Below are 13,752 nucleotides of genomic sequence, written 5' to 3' on the forward strand. Positions count from 1 at the left end.
CAGGCAGGAAGTCGGTATCCGGGGTCTTTTTGGCAGCGACGAACTCGCCCTTGGCCCAGTCGCCCATGACCTGAACAAGCGCATCGCCCTTGATGACCATGGCGGTCGCAAGGTTCCAGTCACGGCCGGAGAAGTTCGGGTCGACATATTCCTTGATCTTGGCAAGGTTGTCGAAAGACTTCTTCATCGTATCTGATTTCAGCGAAGCTTCGTCGAGATCGTTGAAGGCCTTCTTGTAGAATTCAGGACCGCCCGTCGACAGCACGATCGAATCGAACATCGTCGCTTCCTGCCAGTTCTGACCGCCGAGAGCCAGCGGAATGACGCCCGCCGCTTTCGCCTTGTCGAGCAACGCGATCAGGTCGTCGAAGGTCTTCGGCTCGGTGCCGCCGATCTTGTCCATGACGGCCTTGTTGATCCACAGCCAGTTGACCGAGTGAACGTTGACAGGTGCCGCAACCCACTTGCCGTCGTAAACGGAGAATTTCTGAAGAGCCGCTGGAACCGACTTGTCCCAGCCTTCCTTCTTCGCGGTCTCGGTCAGATCGCCCATGACGCCCGCCTGGGCATAGTCGAGAACGGTGTAGCCGAGCATCTGCGACGCGGTCGGATAGGTTCCCGCAGCGACCATCGCCTTCAAAGCGGTCATGGCAGCGTCACCGCCGCCGCCGGCGACAGGCACGTCCTTCCAGGCATAGCCTTCCTTGGCCAGATCGCCCTTGAGCACGTTGAGCGCCGCAGCTTCGCCGCCAGATGTCCACCAGTGCAGCATCTGGACTTCCTTGACATCATCAGCGCGCGCTGCACCGCAGCCCGCTACCATCAGCGCTGCAATCGCAGTCGTCATCATAAACTTGCGCATCGTATTCCTCCCGGTTGCAAGTCGAGACGGAAGCTCCTTCCTCCGCCGTTGAACGCCCTCCCGCCATCACTGGGGTCAAGCAATTCCTCTGCAGTGTTCTCACCGCATGGGATATTTAAAACGTTATAAATTGCACGGAGTCAAGCATCGCGCGGCGTCGTTTGAAACGGAACAGTAAAATATTGAATTGAAACGAGATATCTATGTTTTACGTCGCGCTCATACTACCAGTAGTGTTGCAAAGACTGCGCCATCAACGTTTTCACAAGCGCATTGCCTATCGGTGCGACTGCGGTTAGATAGTCATGTCATCATGGATGGGAGGAACCACGTGAGCGACACTCCCAGGGGAATGGTCCCTCAAACCATTCCAAAGAGCGGCAAGCCCACGCTGCGCACCATATCGGAGATCACCGGGTTTGCGGTGACAACCGTATCGCGTGCGCTCAGCAACGCCCCGCAGATTTCGATCGAAACGCGCAGGCGTGTCCATGAGGTCGCAGCCAACATCGGATATCTGCCGGACCGGGCAGCCCAGCGCCTCAAGACCGGCAGGACCAACGTCATCAGCGTTCTCCTGGACCCGCATGAGGAAATTCTCGGCTACGGCATTTCGATCATGCACGGGCTTGCCAAGGCCCTGAAGGATACGCCCTATCACCTGATCATCACTCCGAACCTCGTCAACGGCAGCAACATTGACGCGGTGCGCCATATCGTGCGCAACGGCATGGCCGATGGACTGATCTTTTCGCGAACCGAACCGTTCGACCCGCGCGTTCGCCTGCTTTTGGAAAACGGCTTTCCTTTCGTCTCCCATGGCCGCACCGAGTTCTCGACCGAACACCCCTATGTCGACTATGACAATTTCAGCTTCGCTTACGAGGCGACGAAGTGGCTGATCGCACGGGGGCGGCGCAAGCCGACGATCATCCTTCCGCCCAAGCGTTTGACCTTTTCCCAGCACCTGCTCCACGGTTTCATGACCGCCGTCAGGGAGGCAGGCGTTGCTTACGAGATCCCCGAAGACATCGACCTTGATTGTCCCGTCGAGCGTATCCGTAGCTATATGAGCTGGCGCGCTGGCCGACCGGAGGCTCCTGACGGCTTTGCCTGCGGCGGTGAGGTCTGCGCGCTTGCCACCATTACCGGGATGAGCGATCACGGGCTGACGCTCGGCCTCGAATACGATGTCGTGGCCAAGCGCACATCGCAACTGCTCAGCCAGATCCAGCCCAAGGTCGAGACGATCTACGAGGACCTGACCGATACCGGAGAGCAGATGGGCCGGTTGCTTCTCGCTCGCATTGCCGGCGAGGAAACGGCCAACCTGCAAATGCTGCTCAAGCCGCAGTTTCATTTTTCCAATCCTGAAAACGCTGCGTGACGTGGCTCCCGGAACCCTGAAGTTCAATCGCCCAGGCGGTGCGTGGACCACACCGCCAGTGGCGCGAGTACGGCTCGGATATCAACCGAAGGGTTTCTCCACTGGCCGGCATCGACCGGCCCTTGCAGAAGCTCAAGGGCCGCTGTTCGTGTCGTACGCAGCCTCGCTCACGAGAGCCGGAATACGTGACGGCCTGGTCAATCCTTAATCGAAGCTCAACTTTTCCCGCTCATTCCGGCAATCCGGCCATGCGATAGCCTTCCGCGAAGTGCTGGACCGCGTCTGCGTTGCGGGCGGGTTGAGCGACTGCCCAGTGAGAAATTTTGAAATACGGCGTCGACGCCATGAAAAGTGTGGCTTCTCGCTTCGCCTCGTCTGTGCGTCCGAGCTGCGCAAGACTAGCTGCAAGTATGCGGCGCGAGGCGCTGCGGTAGGTCGCCTCCATGCGCAAAACCTTGACGGCTTCCTCATACTGGCGGGCCGAATAGTGCGCGAGTCCAAGCTCCCAATAGTACCAGCCCGCGGGATGCGGGTTCAGTCGAAGCGCCCTTTGGATCAGTTCGATCGCCTCTGACGCTCGACCAGCGTAGACTGCAATCTCCGACGTCATAACCAGCGCGTCCGGCTGATTTGGTTCCAACGTGAAGGCAACTGCAAACTCGTGGTCGGACTCGGTCCAGTGTTTTTCATAGGCCAGCAAATATCCGAGAATCCAGTGACTTGCAGCGTCGTTCTCGTCCAATGCAACAGCTCTTCGGGCGAGTTCCAGCGCCCGCGATCGGTTCTCCGCGGTGGGCTCGATGCTGTGTGCCCACAATTGCCAGTGAACGAAGGCCAGCCAGTAAATAGCCTCCGCATATTCGGGATCGATCGATATTGCCCGGCCCAACAGCATCTGAGCCTCGCGGATCGCATCCGGAAAGCTGGTGAACACACTGATTAGGCGTCGCCCCCGAACACAGATGTCGTAGGCCTCCAGGCTCTTTGGACGATATCGCGCTGGCAAGGCCGCCAATCGTCCGACCAGCGCCTCGACGATCTTGGCTGTAACTTCGTCCTGAACGCCGAAGATGTCTTCGACGTCCCTATCGAAGCGCTCCGCCCACAGGTGATCTCCTCCAATCGCATCGATGAGCTGAACGTTGATACGCACACGACTGGCGACGCGTCGTGCACTGCCTTCGACGATGTAGCGAACTCCCAAATCGCGCGCGATCAATCGAACGTCGACCGATTTCCCCTTGTAAGCAAAGGTCGAGTGGCGTGCGATAACAAACAGGCTGGCATTTCTTGAAAGATCGGTAATTAAGTCTTCGGTCAACCCGTCCGTGAACACGGTCTGCTCCGCTTCACCGCCCATGTTGGTGAACGGCAACACGGCGATGGAAGCTTTGACAGGTAGCGGCAACGCCGCTTGTCCGTCATGCCAGATCTTTGCGCCGGGTTCAAAGAGAACACGATAGACATGAACCGGTTCGGCAATGTTCCTCAGGGATTTCGGTCCGAGATCGTCAAAGTCAAACGCGAGCTTGCGTTTGACTTGATCACGGATGCCCGCCGACACGTAGATGGCGCCCGGCTCGGCCAGGCTTTGTAGTCGTGCTGCGATGTTGACACCATCGCCGTAGAGATCACTGCCGTCTATGACGACGTCGCCGAGATTGATGCCGATGCGCAGGACGATGCGGCGCGCCTCCGGTAACGCACCGTTTGCCTCCTCCATCTTCCGCTGCAACTCAATCGCTCCGGCCATGGCGTCGACCGCGCTTGGGAACTCCAGGAGAACCCCGTCTCCCATCACTTTGACGACCCGCCCGCCATGCGCGTGCACCACCGGCTGGAGAATTTTGGACCGGCGCGCCTTCAGCGTGGTCAGTGTTGCAACCTCATCCTCCTCCATCAGACGCGAGTAACCAACGACGTCCGCGATGACGATTGCTGCAAGACGGCGTTGGACGCGTTCTTCGGCCATTGGGCAATATACCCGAGGAGGTGGAACCGCGCCTACGGTATTTGCAACTTGCGCAGAAGTCCATGATCAGCGGACGCACGGTGACTGTGCGTCACGATCCTCGATCGACGTTCGCTCTTCGGAACGCATCAGGCGTTTTCTTCGTCCATTTGCGGAATGCGCGGAAGAAGGCGCTGGGCTCGGAATAGCCGAGCTGTGCAGCAATATCGGCGATCGTCCTTGATGTGTTGGTCAGCAACTCGACAGCCAGGTCGCGGCGGATATCGTCCTTGATGGCTGCATAGCTCTGCCCCTCGTCATGCAGGCGATGGCGCAGCGTCGATGGCGGCATGCGCATCGCGGCCGCCAGTTCCTCAAAGGTCGACCAGGCGGAAGGGGACACATCCGCGAGGCGGCGGCGCACATTGGACGCGAGGCCGGCATCGTAGCGGTAGCGGACAAGGATGTTTGCCGGAGCTGCGCTGAGGAACTGCTTCAGCGCCTGCTCCGTTCGAGAAATCGGCAGGTTCAGCATGGCACTGTCAAAGCCGAGGCGGCTGGTCTCCTGGGAAAAGCGTACCGGCGCGCCGAAGAAGAGCCGATAGTCCGCCCCCTGCTTCGGTTCGGCGCATCGAAAATCGACCATTCGAATAGGAATGCGCCGCCCCACCAGCCAGCATGCGATCCCATGCAGGATGATCCAGTAGGTCCGATAGGCAAATGCAGATCGGGGAGCGCCTGCATCCATCAGCTCGATTTGCGCCAAACCATCGCGCACGACGAGTTCACCGCGGGGATCATCGAGCACGACATCCAGGAAACGCAAGGCCCGGCGCAACGCGTGGCCGAGCGTCGGGGCATGCAGGACACAATGGCAAAGCAGGGTGAAACTGCCTCTGCGCATCGGTCTTGCACCCATGCCGAAGAATTCATCGTCGAGTTCGGCTGCAATCGCCAGCCACAGCGCTCCATAGCGCTCTGCCGAGATCGGCTGGTCGACCTTCAACGGCAGGCCAATGCATTCAAGGAGCGGTGCCGTCGGCCTTGCGAAACGTCTAAGGCTATCAAGAGCCTCCTCGACGAACCCCGGGGCAATCATGCGTCTGTCGGTCTCTGTCACACCCGTCATCACTCATCTGTCATTTAGCCGTCTGCCATTCGCAAGTGGCAAAACTGGCCGATATATTGAAGCAGTTCTGTCATCGCCTGCAATAGCGCGGCGACGTAGACTTGTTGAGATTGTGGCCCTGACCAACGCGGCGAGGAGCGTCTAGCGAACGGCAGGGGCCGCCATTGCAGGACTGTGGGAGCAGAACCATGCAGATCCGTGGAGGAAGTTTTATCGTCACCGGCGGCGGGTCCGGACTTGGTGCCGCAACCGTGCGCATGCTGGTCGAGAACGGCGGTCGCGTCGTTGTCGCCGACCTCAATGACGATGCAGGACAGAGCATCGTCCGGGAACTCGGGGCCGATGTGGTTCGGCACATCCATGCCGATGTCACAAGTGCCGAGGATGGAGAGCGCGTGACGGAATTGGCGCTGAATGCGTTCGGCGGCCTTCGCGGTCTGGTCAATTGCGCCGGCATCGCGCCAGCGGAAAAGGTGATCGGTCGCGACGGACCGCATCATCTGGATAGCTTCGCACGGGCAATCAGCATCAATCTTGTCGGCACATTCAACATGATCCGGCTTGCGGCTGCGGCGATTGAGATGCAGGAGCCGGATACGGACGGCGAGCGCGGCGTCATCATAAGCACCGCCTCGGCAGCGGCCTTCGACGGGCAGATCGGTCAGGCCGCCTATTCCGCATCCAAGGGTGGCGTTGTTGCCATGACGCTGCCGATCGCCCGCGAGTTGGCCCGCTATGGCATTCGCGTTATGGCGATCGCACCCGGGATCTTCGAGACGCCGATGATGGCTGGCATGCCGCACGAGGTTCAAGACGCACTCGGCACGAGCGTTCCCTTCCCGTCGCGGCTCGGCAGGCCGGCGGAATTCGCAGCCCTTGTCCACCACATATGTGAGAACAGCATGCTGAACGGCGAGGTCATCAGGCTCGACGGCGCATTGCGGATGGGCGCGCGCTGACACTGCGTCCAGGAGGAAATGGAATGACACATCAGGATCCCATCGTGATTGTCGGCGCAGCCCGCACTCCGATTGGCGGCTTTCAGGGCGCTCTTCGTGAGGCAGCAGCCCCTGATCTCGGATCAGCAGCCATCCGGGCGGCACTCGAGCGCAGCGGGCTTGCAGCCGAGGCCGTCGACGAGGTGATCTTCGGTTGCGTGCTTGCCGCCGGTCAGGGCCAGGCGCCCGCAAGGCAGGCGGCGATCGGTGCCGGCCTGCCCTTCTCGACGTCCGCCAGCACCGTCAACAAGATGTGCGGCTCCGGCATGAAGGCTGCCATGATCGGCCATGACGCGATTGCTGCGGCAAGCGCCTCGGTCGTCGTCGCAGGCGGCATGGAAAGCATGACGAATGCGCCCTATCTTCTGGATCGTGCCCGCAGCGGCTACCGGCTCGGCCACGGACGCATGATCGATCATATGTTCCTCGACGGGCTGGAGGATGCTTATGACAGGGGGCGCTTGATGGGGACCTTCGCCGAAGACTGCGCCGAGGCCTACCAGTTTACACGCGAGGCTCAGGATGCCTATGCGGTCTCCTCGCTGACGCGCGCGCAAACGGCAATACAGGCGGGTTCCTTCGCGGCCGAGATCACGCCGGTTGTCGTCAGATCGGGCAAGGGCGAAGAGACCGTCAGTCTCGACGAACAGCCGGGCAAGGCAAGGCCAGAAAAAATCCCTTCCCTGAAGCCCGCTTTTCGCGATGGCGGAACGGTGACGGCCGCCAATTCAAGTTCGATTTCCGATGGCGCGGCAGCGCTTGTGATGATGCGCCGCTCCGAGGCCGAACGCCGTGGTATCCGACCGCTTGCAACCATTGTCGGCCACGCCACACATTCCCACGCACCGAACCTCTTTGCCACCGCCCCGATCGGCGCCCTCCAGACGCTGTCTGATCGCACCGGCTGGGCGCTCGCCAGCGTCGACCTTTTCGAGATCAACGAGGCTTTCGCAGTCGTGGCGATGGCCGCCATGCGCGATCTCGATCTGCCGCACGACAAGGTCAACATCCACGGTGGCGCCTGCGCGCTCGGCCACCCGATCGGAGCGTCGGGTGCCCGCATCATCGTCACGCTTCTCGCAGCACTCGAGCAATACGATCTGAGGCGCGGGATGGCAGCGCTTTGCATCGGCGGTGGCGAGGCAACGGCAATCGCTGTCGAACGGCACTGACGGAAGCCTTGAGGAACGAAACGATGATCCTGTCCGACGTTCAGCAGCAGATACGTGATCTCGCCCGCGATTTTGCGCGCGAGCGCCTGGCGCCGGGTGCTGCCGCGCGTGATCGCTCGCACGCCTTTCCGCGCGAAGAGCTGAAGGAGATGGGTGAGCTCGGCCTGCTTGGCATGCTGGTTCCCGAGGACTACGGTGGCTCTGACACCGGCACGGTAGCTTACGCCGCAGCACTTGAGGAGATCGCCGCTGGCGACGGCGCCTGCTCGACGATCATGAGCGTCCACAGTTCGGTCGGATGCGTGCCTATCCTGAAGTTTGGAACCGACGAACAGAAGCAGCGATTTCTGCCGAAGCTGTCGACCGGCGAATGGATTGGCGGCTTTGCGCTCACAGAGCCGCAGGCCGGCTCCGATGCCTCGAACCTTCGCAGTCGCGCTCGCCGCGACAGTGCTCACTACGTCCTCGACGGCGCCAAGCAGTTCACAACCTCGGGCAAGAACGGCCAGGTGATCATCGCCTTCGCCGTTACCGATCCCTCGGCCGGCAAGAAGGGCATCACCGCCTTCATCGTGCCGACCGATACGCCGGGCTACGAGGTCATCCGTGTCGAGGACAAGCTCGGCCTGCACTCGTCCGACACCTGCCAGATTGCCTTCAACGACATGCGCATTCCGGTAGAACTCCGGCTCGGCGCCGAAGGGGATGGCTACCGCATCGCGCTTGCCAATCTTGAGGGCGGACGCATCGGCATCGGCGCGCAGGCGGTGGGCATGGCACGAGCCGCGTTCGAAGCGGCACGCGACTATGCCCGCGAACGCACCAGTTTCGGCAAACCGATCATGGAGCATCAGGCGGTCGCCTTTCGCCTTGCCGATATGGCGACGCAGATCGAGGCAGCGCGCCAGCTCGTCTTCCATGCAGCCTTGCTGCGGGAAAGCGGGCTTCCCTGCCTCTCGGAAGCATCGATGGCAAAGCTTTTCGCGTCCGAAATGGCAGAACGTGTTTGCTCCGATGCGATCCAGATCCACGGCGGCTACGGCTATATCGCCGACTATCCCGTCGAGCGGATCTACAGGGACGTGCGCATCTGCCAAATCTATGAGGGAACAAGCGACGTGCAACGCATGGTCATCGCGCGCAATCTATAGTTCAAATGAAATAGGCCGTCCCGTTCCTGGAGGAGGAGCGGCACCGGCAAAGGGAGGAATGATACGACATGACGGAACCCGCTCAATTGAGCCTGCATGTCCCTGAACCCGCCGTCCGTCCGGGCGGCCAGCCCGATTTTTCCAACGTCAAGATCGCCAAGGCGGGTGCCGTGCCCCGCCCGGAGGTCGATGTCGCCTCCGAAGAGATCCGCGATCTCGCCTATTCCATCATCCGCGTCCTCAATCGCGATGGCGAAGCAGTTGGCCCCTGGGCCGGGATGCTGTCTGACGCGGAGCTGCTTGCCGGCCTTCGCAACATGATGAAGCTGCGCGCTTTCGACGCCCGCATGCTGATGGCGCAACGCCAGGGCAAGACTTCCTTCTACATGCAGCATCTCGGCGAGGAGGCCGTCAGCTGCGCGTTTCGCAAGGCGCTCAACAAGGGCGACATGAACTTTCCGACCTACCGGCAGGCCGGCCTCCTGATTGCCGACGACTATCCCATGGTCGAGATGATGAACCAGATCTTTTCCAACGAGAGCGATCCGCTGCGCGGCCGCCAGTTGCCGATCATGTATTCGTCGAAAGAGCATGGCTTCTTCACGATCTCGGGCAATCTTGCCACCCAGTACGTGCAGGCCGTCGGCTGGGCGATGGCCTCGGCGATCAAGAACGACAGCAAGATCGCTGCCGCCTGGATCGGCGACGGCTCAACGGCCGAGTCCGACTTTCACTCCGCGCTCGTCTTTGCCTCGACCTACAAGGCGCCGGTCATCCTCAACATCGTCAACAACCAGTGGGCGATCTCCACCTTCCAGGGCATTGCCCGTGGCGGCTCGGGCACGTTTGCGGCGCGAGGCCTTGGCTTCGGCATCCCGGCATTGCGCGTCGATGGCAACGACTACCTCGCTGTCCATGCGGTTGCGCGCTGGGCCGCCGAGCGCGCACGCCGCAATCTCGGCCCGACACTGATCGAGTATGTCACCTACCGCGTCGGTGCCCACTCGACGTCGGATGATCCGAGCGCCTACCGACCGAAGACCGAATCCGAGGCCTGGCCGCTTGGAGATCCTGTGCTGCGGCTGAAGAAGCACCTTATCGCCAAAGGAGCGTGGTCAAAAGAGCGTCACATACAGGCCGAGGCGGAAATCATGGACGACGTCATGGAGGCGCAGAAGAAGGCCGAGGAACATGGGACCCTGCACGCCGGCGGCAGGCCATCGGTGCGCGACATCTTCGAGGGCGTCTATGCAGAAATGCCGCCCCATATCCGCCGCCAGCGGCAGAAGGCGGGGTACTGAGATGGCTCGAATGACGATGATCGAGGCCGTGCGCAGCGCCATGGACGTATCGATGGCGCGCGACGACAATGTCGTGGTCTTCGGCGAGGACATCGGCTATTTCGGCGGTGTCTTTCGCTGTACGCAAGGGTTGCAGGCCAAATACGGCAAGACGCGCTGCTTCGACACGCCAATCAACGAATCCGGCATTGTCGGTACGGCGATCGGCATGGCGGCCTACGGGCTCAAACCATGCGTCGAGATCCAGTTCGCCGACTACATGTATCCCGCCTACGATCAGATCACCCAGGAGGCGGCGCGCATCCGCTACCGCTCGAACGGGGATTTCACCTGCCCGATCGTGCTGCGCATGCCGACGGGCGGCGGCATTTTTGGAGGCCAAACGCACAGCCAGAGCCCGGAGGCGCTCTTTACACACGTCTGCGGCCTGAAGGTGGTGGTGCCCTCCAATCCATACGATGCCAAGGGGCTTCTGATAGCGGCGATCGAGGATCCGGACCCGGTCATGTTTCTGGAGCCGAAGCGGCTCTATAATGGTCCTTTCGACGGCCACCACGAGCGCCCGGTCACGCCCTGGTCGAAGCACGAGCTCGGCGAAGTGCCCGACGGCCACTACACGATCCCGATCGGCAAGGCCGAGGTCCGGCGGGCGGGATCAGCTGTCACCGTGATCGCCTACGGCACCATGGTTCACGTGGCCCTTGCCGCCACCGAGGATACCGGTATCGACGCGGAAGTGATCGACCTTCGCGGCCTGCTGCCGCTCGACCTCGATACGATCGTGCAATCGGTGTCGAAGACCGGCCGATGCGTCATCGTCCACGAGGCGACGCTCACCTCCGGTTTTGGCGCAGAGGTGGCAGCGCTCGTCCAGGAGCATTGCTTCTATCACCTCGAGGCGGCCGTAGTGCGTGTCGCCGGTTGGGATACGCCCTATCCGCATGCCCAGGAATGGGACTACTTCCCCGGCCCAGCGCGTGTTGGGCGCGCCTTGATCGATGTCATGGAGGCCTGAGATATGGGCGAATTCACCATCAAGATGCCCGATGTCGGCGAAGGCGTTGCCGAGGCAGAGCTCGTCGAATGGCACGTCAAGGCAGGTGAACCTGTCCTGGAGGACATGGTGGTCGCAGCCGTCATGACCGACAAGGCAACAGTCGAAATCCCGTCGCCGGTCACCGGCACCGTCATCTGGCTCGGCGGCGAGGTCGGCGACACGATTGCCGTCAAGGCACCACTCTTGCGCATCGAAACTGTCGATGACGGCGGGGCGGCGCAACCGGTTCCCCCAACACCTCTTGGCGCCGCGCAGGCGGCCAAGCCTTCCGCAGCAGCGCAGCAGGCACCGATCGCGTCCACCGGTGCGGCAGGCTCCTCTTCCAAGCCGATTGGCGATCGAGGCGACAAAGCCGCGAGCAAGCCCTTCGAGGGGCCAGCGGAAAAGCCCCTCGCCTCACCCTCTGTGCGCTTGTTTGCCCGCGAGCACGGCGTCGACCTGAGGCAGATACGGGCAAGCGGTCCAGCCGGTCGTATCGTGCGGGAAGACATCGAGCAGTTTCTGGCGCGTGGCGCCGTGCCCTTGTCCGCGCAGCCCGGCACCGCACGCAAGACGGCAACCGAGGAGATCAAGCTCACCGGCCTCAGACGACGCATTGCCGAAAAGATGTCGCTCTCGGCATCGCGAATACCTCACATCACTTATGTCGAAGAGATCGACATGACGGCGCTGGAAGAACTCCGCGCGACCATGAACCGCGATCGCAAGGCCGAACAGGCAAAGCTCACCGTGTTGCCCTTCCTAATGCGGGCGCTGGTGAAGGCGGTTGCCGAACAGCCTGACGTCAACGCCACCTTTGACGACGACGCCGGAATTGTCACCCGGCACGCAGCCGTCCATATTGGAGTTGCCGCCCAGACGCCGTCCGGGCTCGTCGTTCCCGTGGTGCGCCACGCCGAGGCGCGCGGCATATGGGATTGCGCAGGCGAGATCGCACGATTGGCGCAGGCCGCGCGCACTGGCACGGCAACGCGTGACGAGTTGAGCGGCTCGACGATCACGATCAGCTCGCTGGGCGCGCTCGGCGGGATCGTCTCGACGCCTGTTATCAATCACCCCGAAGTCGCTATCATCGGCGTCAACAAGATCGCCGTGCGGCCGGTCTGGGACGGTACGCAGTTCGTGCCGCGCAAGATGATGAACCTGTCCTCCAGCTTCGACCACCGTATCGTCGACGGATGGGACGCGGCAACCTTCATCCAGCGCATCCGGGTGCTCCTGGAGACGCCGGCACTCATCTTCATTGAAGGCTGAAATCCATGAAAGAGATCGTCTGCAAGCTGCTTGTGATCGGTGCCGGGCCCGCTGGCTATGTCTGCGCCATCCGAGCCGGCCAGCTCGGCATCGACACTGTCATCGTTGAGGACAAAAGGCCCGGCGGCACCTGCCTCAACGTCGGCTGCATCCCCTCCAAGGCGCTGATCCATGCAGCTGAGGAATTCGATGCTGTCAGGCTCATGGGGGTCGGCAAGCATCCGGCCGGCATTCGCGTGGAAGGAGCCACCATCGATCTCGCGAGAACCGTCGCCTGGAAGGATGGCATCGTCGGCCGGTTGACCAGCGGCGTCACCGCACTCCTGCAAAAGGCAAGGGTAAAGATCGTCCATGGCAGCGCGGTCTTCCTCGATGGTAAGTCGGTGGAGGTCGAGACGGAGACCGGCGCCGCCCAGATCATCCGCGCCGAAAATGTGGTGATCGCCACTGGCTCGAAACCTGTCGAACTTCCTGCCCTTCCCTTCGGCGGCGCTATCATGTCCTCGACCGAGGCCCTTGCATTGAAGGAGCTTCCGAGGAGGCTTGTGGTGGTCGGAGGCGGATATATCGGACTGGAGCTCGGCACCGCTTTTTCCAAGCTGGGCTCCGAGGTGACGATCGTCGAAGCCACCCCCCAGATCCTGCCGCAATATGATGCGGATCTCATCCGTCCGGTGCAAAGAAAGCTCACGGAACGCAATATTCGCGTGCTGACCATGACAAGGGCGCTTTCAAGCGATGGGCTTGGGCTCCTCGTCGAAGCCGCCGATGGCACGCAGGAGCACCTTTCGGCGGAGGGGATTCTCGTGACCGTCGGCCGCGAACCAAACACATCAGGGTCGGGCCTGGAGCAGCTCGATCTCGATCGCTCCGGTCGCTTCATCCGGATCGATGATCGCTGCCGGACATCGATGCGCGGCATCTATGCGATCGGCGACGTCACCGGCGAGCCGATGCTTGCCCACCGGGCAATGGCGCAGGGTGAGATGGTGGCCGAGATCATCGCCGGCCGAAAACGTGCCTGGGACAAGCGCTGCATAGCAGCCATTTGCTTCACCGATCCGGAGATTGTCACCGCCGGTCTCGCACCCGACGAGGCCAGGAGCCAGGGCTACGACATCCGCGTCGGCCAATTCCCCTTCACTGCCAACGGACGCGCCATGACGATGCAATCGGATGAAGGCTTCGTGCGGATCGTGGCCCGTGCCGACACCAACCTGGTGCTTGGCCTGCAGGCAGTCGGACAAGGCGTTTCGGAGCTCTCCGCCGGGTTTTCGCTGGCGATCGAGATGGGCGCTCGGCTTGAGGATATTGCCGGCACGATACATGCCCACCCAACCCGCAGCGAAGCCATTCAGGAGGCTGCCCTCAAGGCACTTGGCCATGCCCTGCACATCTGACAAGCGACCGCTCGCACCGCAATGCTGAGTTGTGGGCCGGCTGTTGGTCAGCCGGGGATCATGAGACCCGTCAACCACTGCGGATGCGGG

The 13,752-nt window shown here is 61.7% G+C and carries 11 protein-coding genes; 8 read left to right on the top strand and 3 right to left on the bottom strand.

Annotation, left to right across the window (positions count from 1 at the left end; translation table 11 throughout):
* Positions 1-862 (bottom strand): ABC transporter substrate-binding protein (locus AC1D2R_RS20905; RefSeq protein ID WP_477970042.1); only part of this gene is annotated, 862 nt, incomplete at its 3' end.
* 352 nt (positions 863-1,214) lie between these two features.
* On the opposite strand from AC1D2R_RS20905, the gene AC1D2R_RS20910 reads away from it, so the two are divergent.
* Complete coding sequence (locus tag AC1D2R_RS20910; protein ID WP_477970316.1) at positions 1,215-2,249, top strand: LacI family transcriptional regulator; 1,035 nt, start codon at positions 1,215-1,217, stop codon at positions 2,247-2,249.
* A gap of 229 nt (positions 2,250-2,478) precedes the next feature.
* On the opposite strand, the gene AC1D2R_RS20915 is transcribed toward AC1D2R_RS20910, so the two are convergent.
* Together AC1D2R_RS20915 and AC1D2R_RS20920 are read right to left on the bottom strand one after the other, a co-directional pair.
* Complete coding sequence (locus AC1D2R_RS20915; protein ID WP_477970044.1) at positions 2,479-4,221, bottom strand: adenylate/guanylate cyclase domain-containing protein; 1,743 nt, start codon at positions 4,219-4,221, stop codon at positions 2,479-2,481.
* Between the two features lie 91 nt (positions 4,222-4,312).
* On the bottom strand, positions 4,313-5,320 hold the full coding sequence (locus tag AC1D2R_RS20920; protein WP_477970318.1) for an AraC family transcriptional regulator: 1,008 nt from the start codon (positions 5,318-5,320) through the stop codon (positions 4,313-4,315).
* Positions 5,321-5,517: 197 nt separating this feature from the next.
* On the opposite strand from AC1D2R_RS20920, the gene AC1D2R_RS20925 reads away from it, so the two are divergent.
* The 7 genes from AC1D2R_RS20925 (at position 5,518) to lpdA (ending at position 13,662) form a co-directional block, all read left to right on the top strand.
* Positions 5,518-6,288 (top strand): 3-hydroxyacyl-CoA dehydrogenase, encoded by a 771-nt coding sequence (locus AC1D2R_RS20925; RefSeq protein ID WP_477970046.1) that lies wholly within the window; start codon positions 5,518-5,520, stop codon positions 6,286-6,288.
* A gap of 23 nt (positions 6,289-6,311) precedes the next feature.
* Positions 6,312-7,499, top strand: coding sequence for an acetyl-CoA C-acyltransferase (locus tag AC1D2R_RS20930; protein ID WP_477970048.1), 1,188 nt, complete (start codon positions 6,312-6,314; stop codon positions 7,497-7,499).
* 23 nt (positions 7,500-7,522) lie between these two features.
* Entirely contained in the window at positions 7,523-8,650 is a 1,128-nt protein-coding gene (locus AC1D2R_RS20935) for an acyl-CoA dehydrogenase family protein (protein WP_477970050.1), read from the top strand.
* A gap of 68 nt (positions 8,651-8,718) precedes the next feature.
* Complete coding sequence (locus AC1D2R_RS20940) at positions 8,719-9,951, top strand: thiamine pyrophosphate-dependent enzyme (protein ID WP_477970052.1); 1,233 nt, start codon at positions 8,719-8,721, stop codon at positions 9,949-9,951.
* Between the two features lies 1 nt (position 9,952).
* On the top strand, positions 9,953-10,966 hold the full coding sequence (locus AC1D2R_RS20945) for an alpha-ketoacid dehydrogenase subunit beta (protein WP_477970054.1): 1,014 nt from the start codon (positions 9,953-9,955) through the stop codon (positions 10,964-10,966).
* Positions 10,967-10,969: 3 nt separating this feature from the next.
* Positions 10,970-12,262: a dihydrolipoamide acetyltransferase family protein gene (locus tag AC1D2R_RS20950; RefSeq protein ID WP_477970055.1), complete on the top strand. Its 1,293-nt coding sequence runs from the start codon at positions 10,970-10,972 to the stop codon at positions 12,260-12,262.
* A gap of 5 nt (positions 12,263-12,267) precedes the next feature.
* A complete protein-coding gene (lpdA, locus tag AC1D2R_RS20955) occupies positions 12,268-13,662 on the top strand; it encodes a dihydrolipoyl dehydrogenase (protein ID WP_477970057.1) in 1,395 nt (464 codons plus the stop codon).
* The last annotated feature ends 90 nt before the right edge of the window (positions 13,663-13,752 follow it).

Source organism: Rhizobium sp. P1_C7 (genome assembly GCF_056406295.1).

Coding starts and splice junctions, on each gene's coding strand:
- AC1D2R_RS20945 (WP_477970054.1), top strand. CDS start 9,953: ATGGCTCGAATGACGATGATCGAGGCCGTGCGCAGCGCCATGGACGTA.
- AC1D2R_RS20950 (WP_477970055.1), top strand. CDS start 10,970: ATGGGCGAATTCACCATCAAGATGCCCGATGTCGGCGAAGGCGTTGCC.
- AC1D2R_RS20910 (WP_477970316.1), top strand. CDS start 1,215: ATGGTCCCTCAAACCATTCCAAAGAGCGGCAAGCCCACGCTGCGCACC.
- AC1D2R_RS20925 (WP_477970046.1), top strand. CDS start 5,518: ATGCAGATCCGTGGAGGAAGTTTTATCGTCACCGGCGGCGGGTCCGGA.
- AC1D2R_RS20915 (WP_477970044.1), bottom strand. CDS start 4,221: ATGGCCGAAGAACGCGTCCAACGCCGTCTTGCAGCAATCGTCATCGCG.
- AC1D2R_RS20935 (WP_477970050.1), top strand. CDS start 7,523: ATGATCCTGTCCGACGTTCAGCAGCAGATACGTGATCTCGCCCGCGAT.
- lpdA (WP_477970057.1), top strand. CDS start 12,268: ATGAAAGAGATCGTCTGCAAGCTGCTTGTGATCGGTGCCGGGCCCGCT.
- AC1D2R_RS20940 (WP_477970052.1), top strand. CDS start 8,719: ATGACGGAACCCGCTCAATTGAGCCTGCATGTCCCTGAACCCGCCGTC.
- AC1D2R_RS20930 (WP_477970048.1), top strand. CDS start 6,312: ATGACACATCAGGATCCCATCGTGATTGTCGGCGCAGCCCGCACTCCG.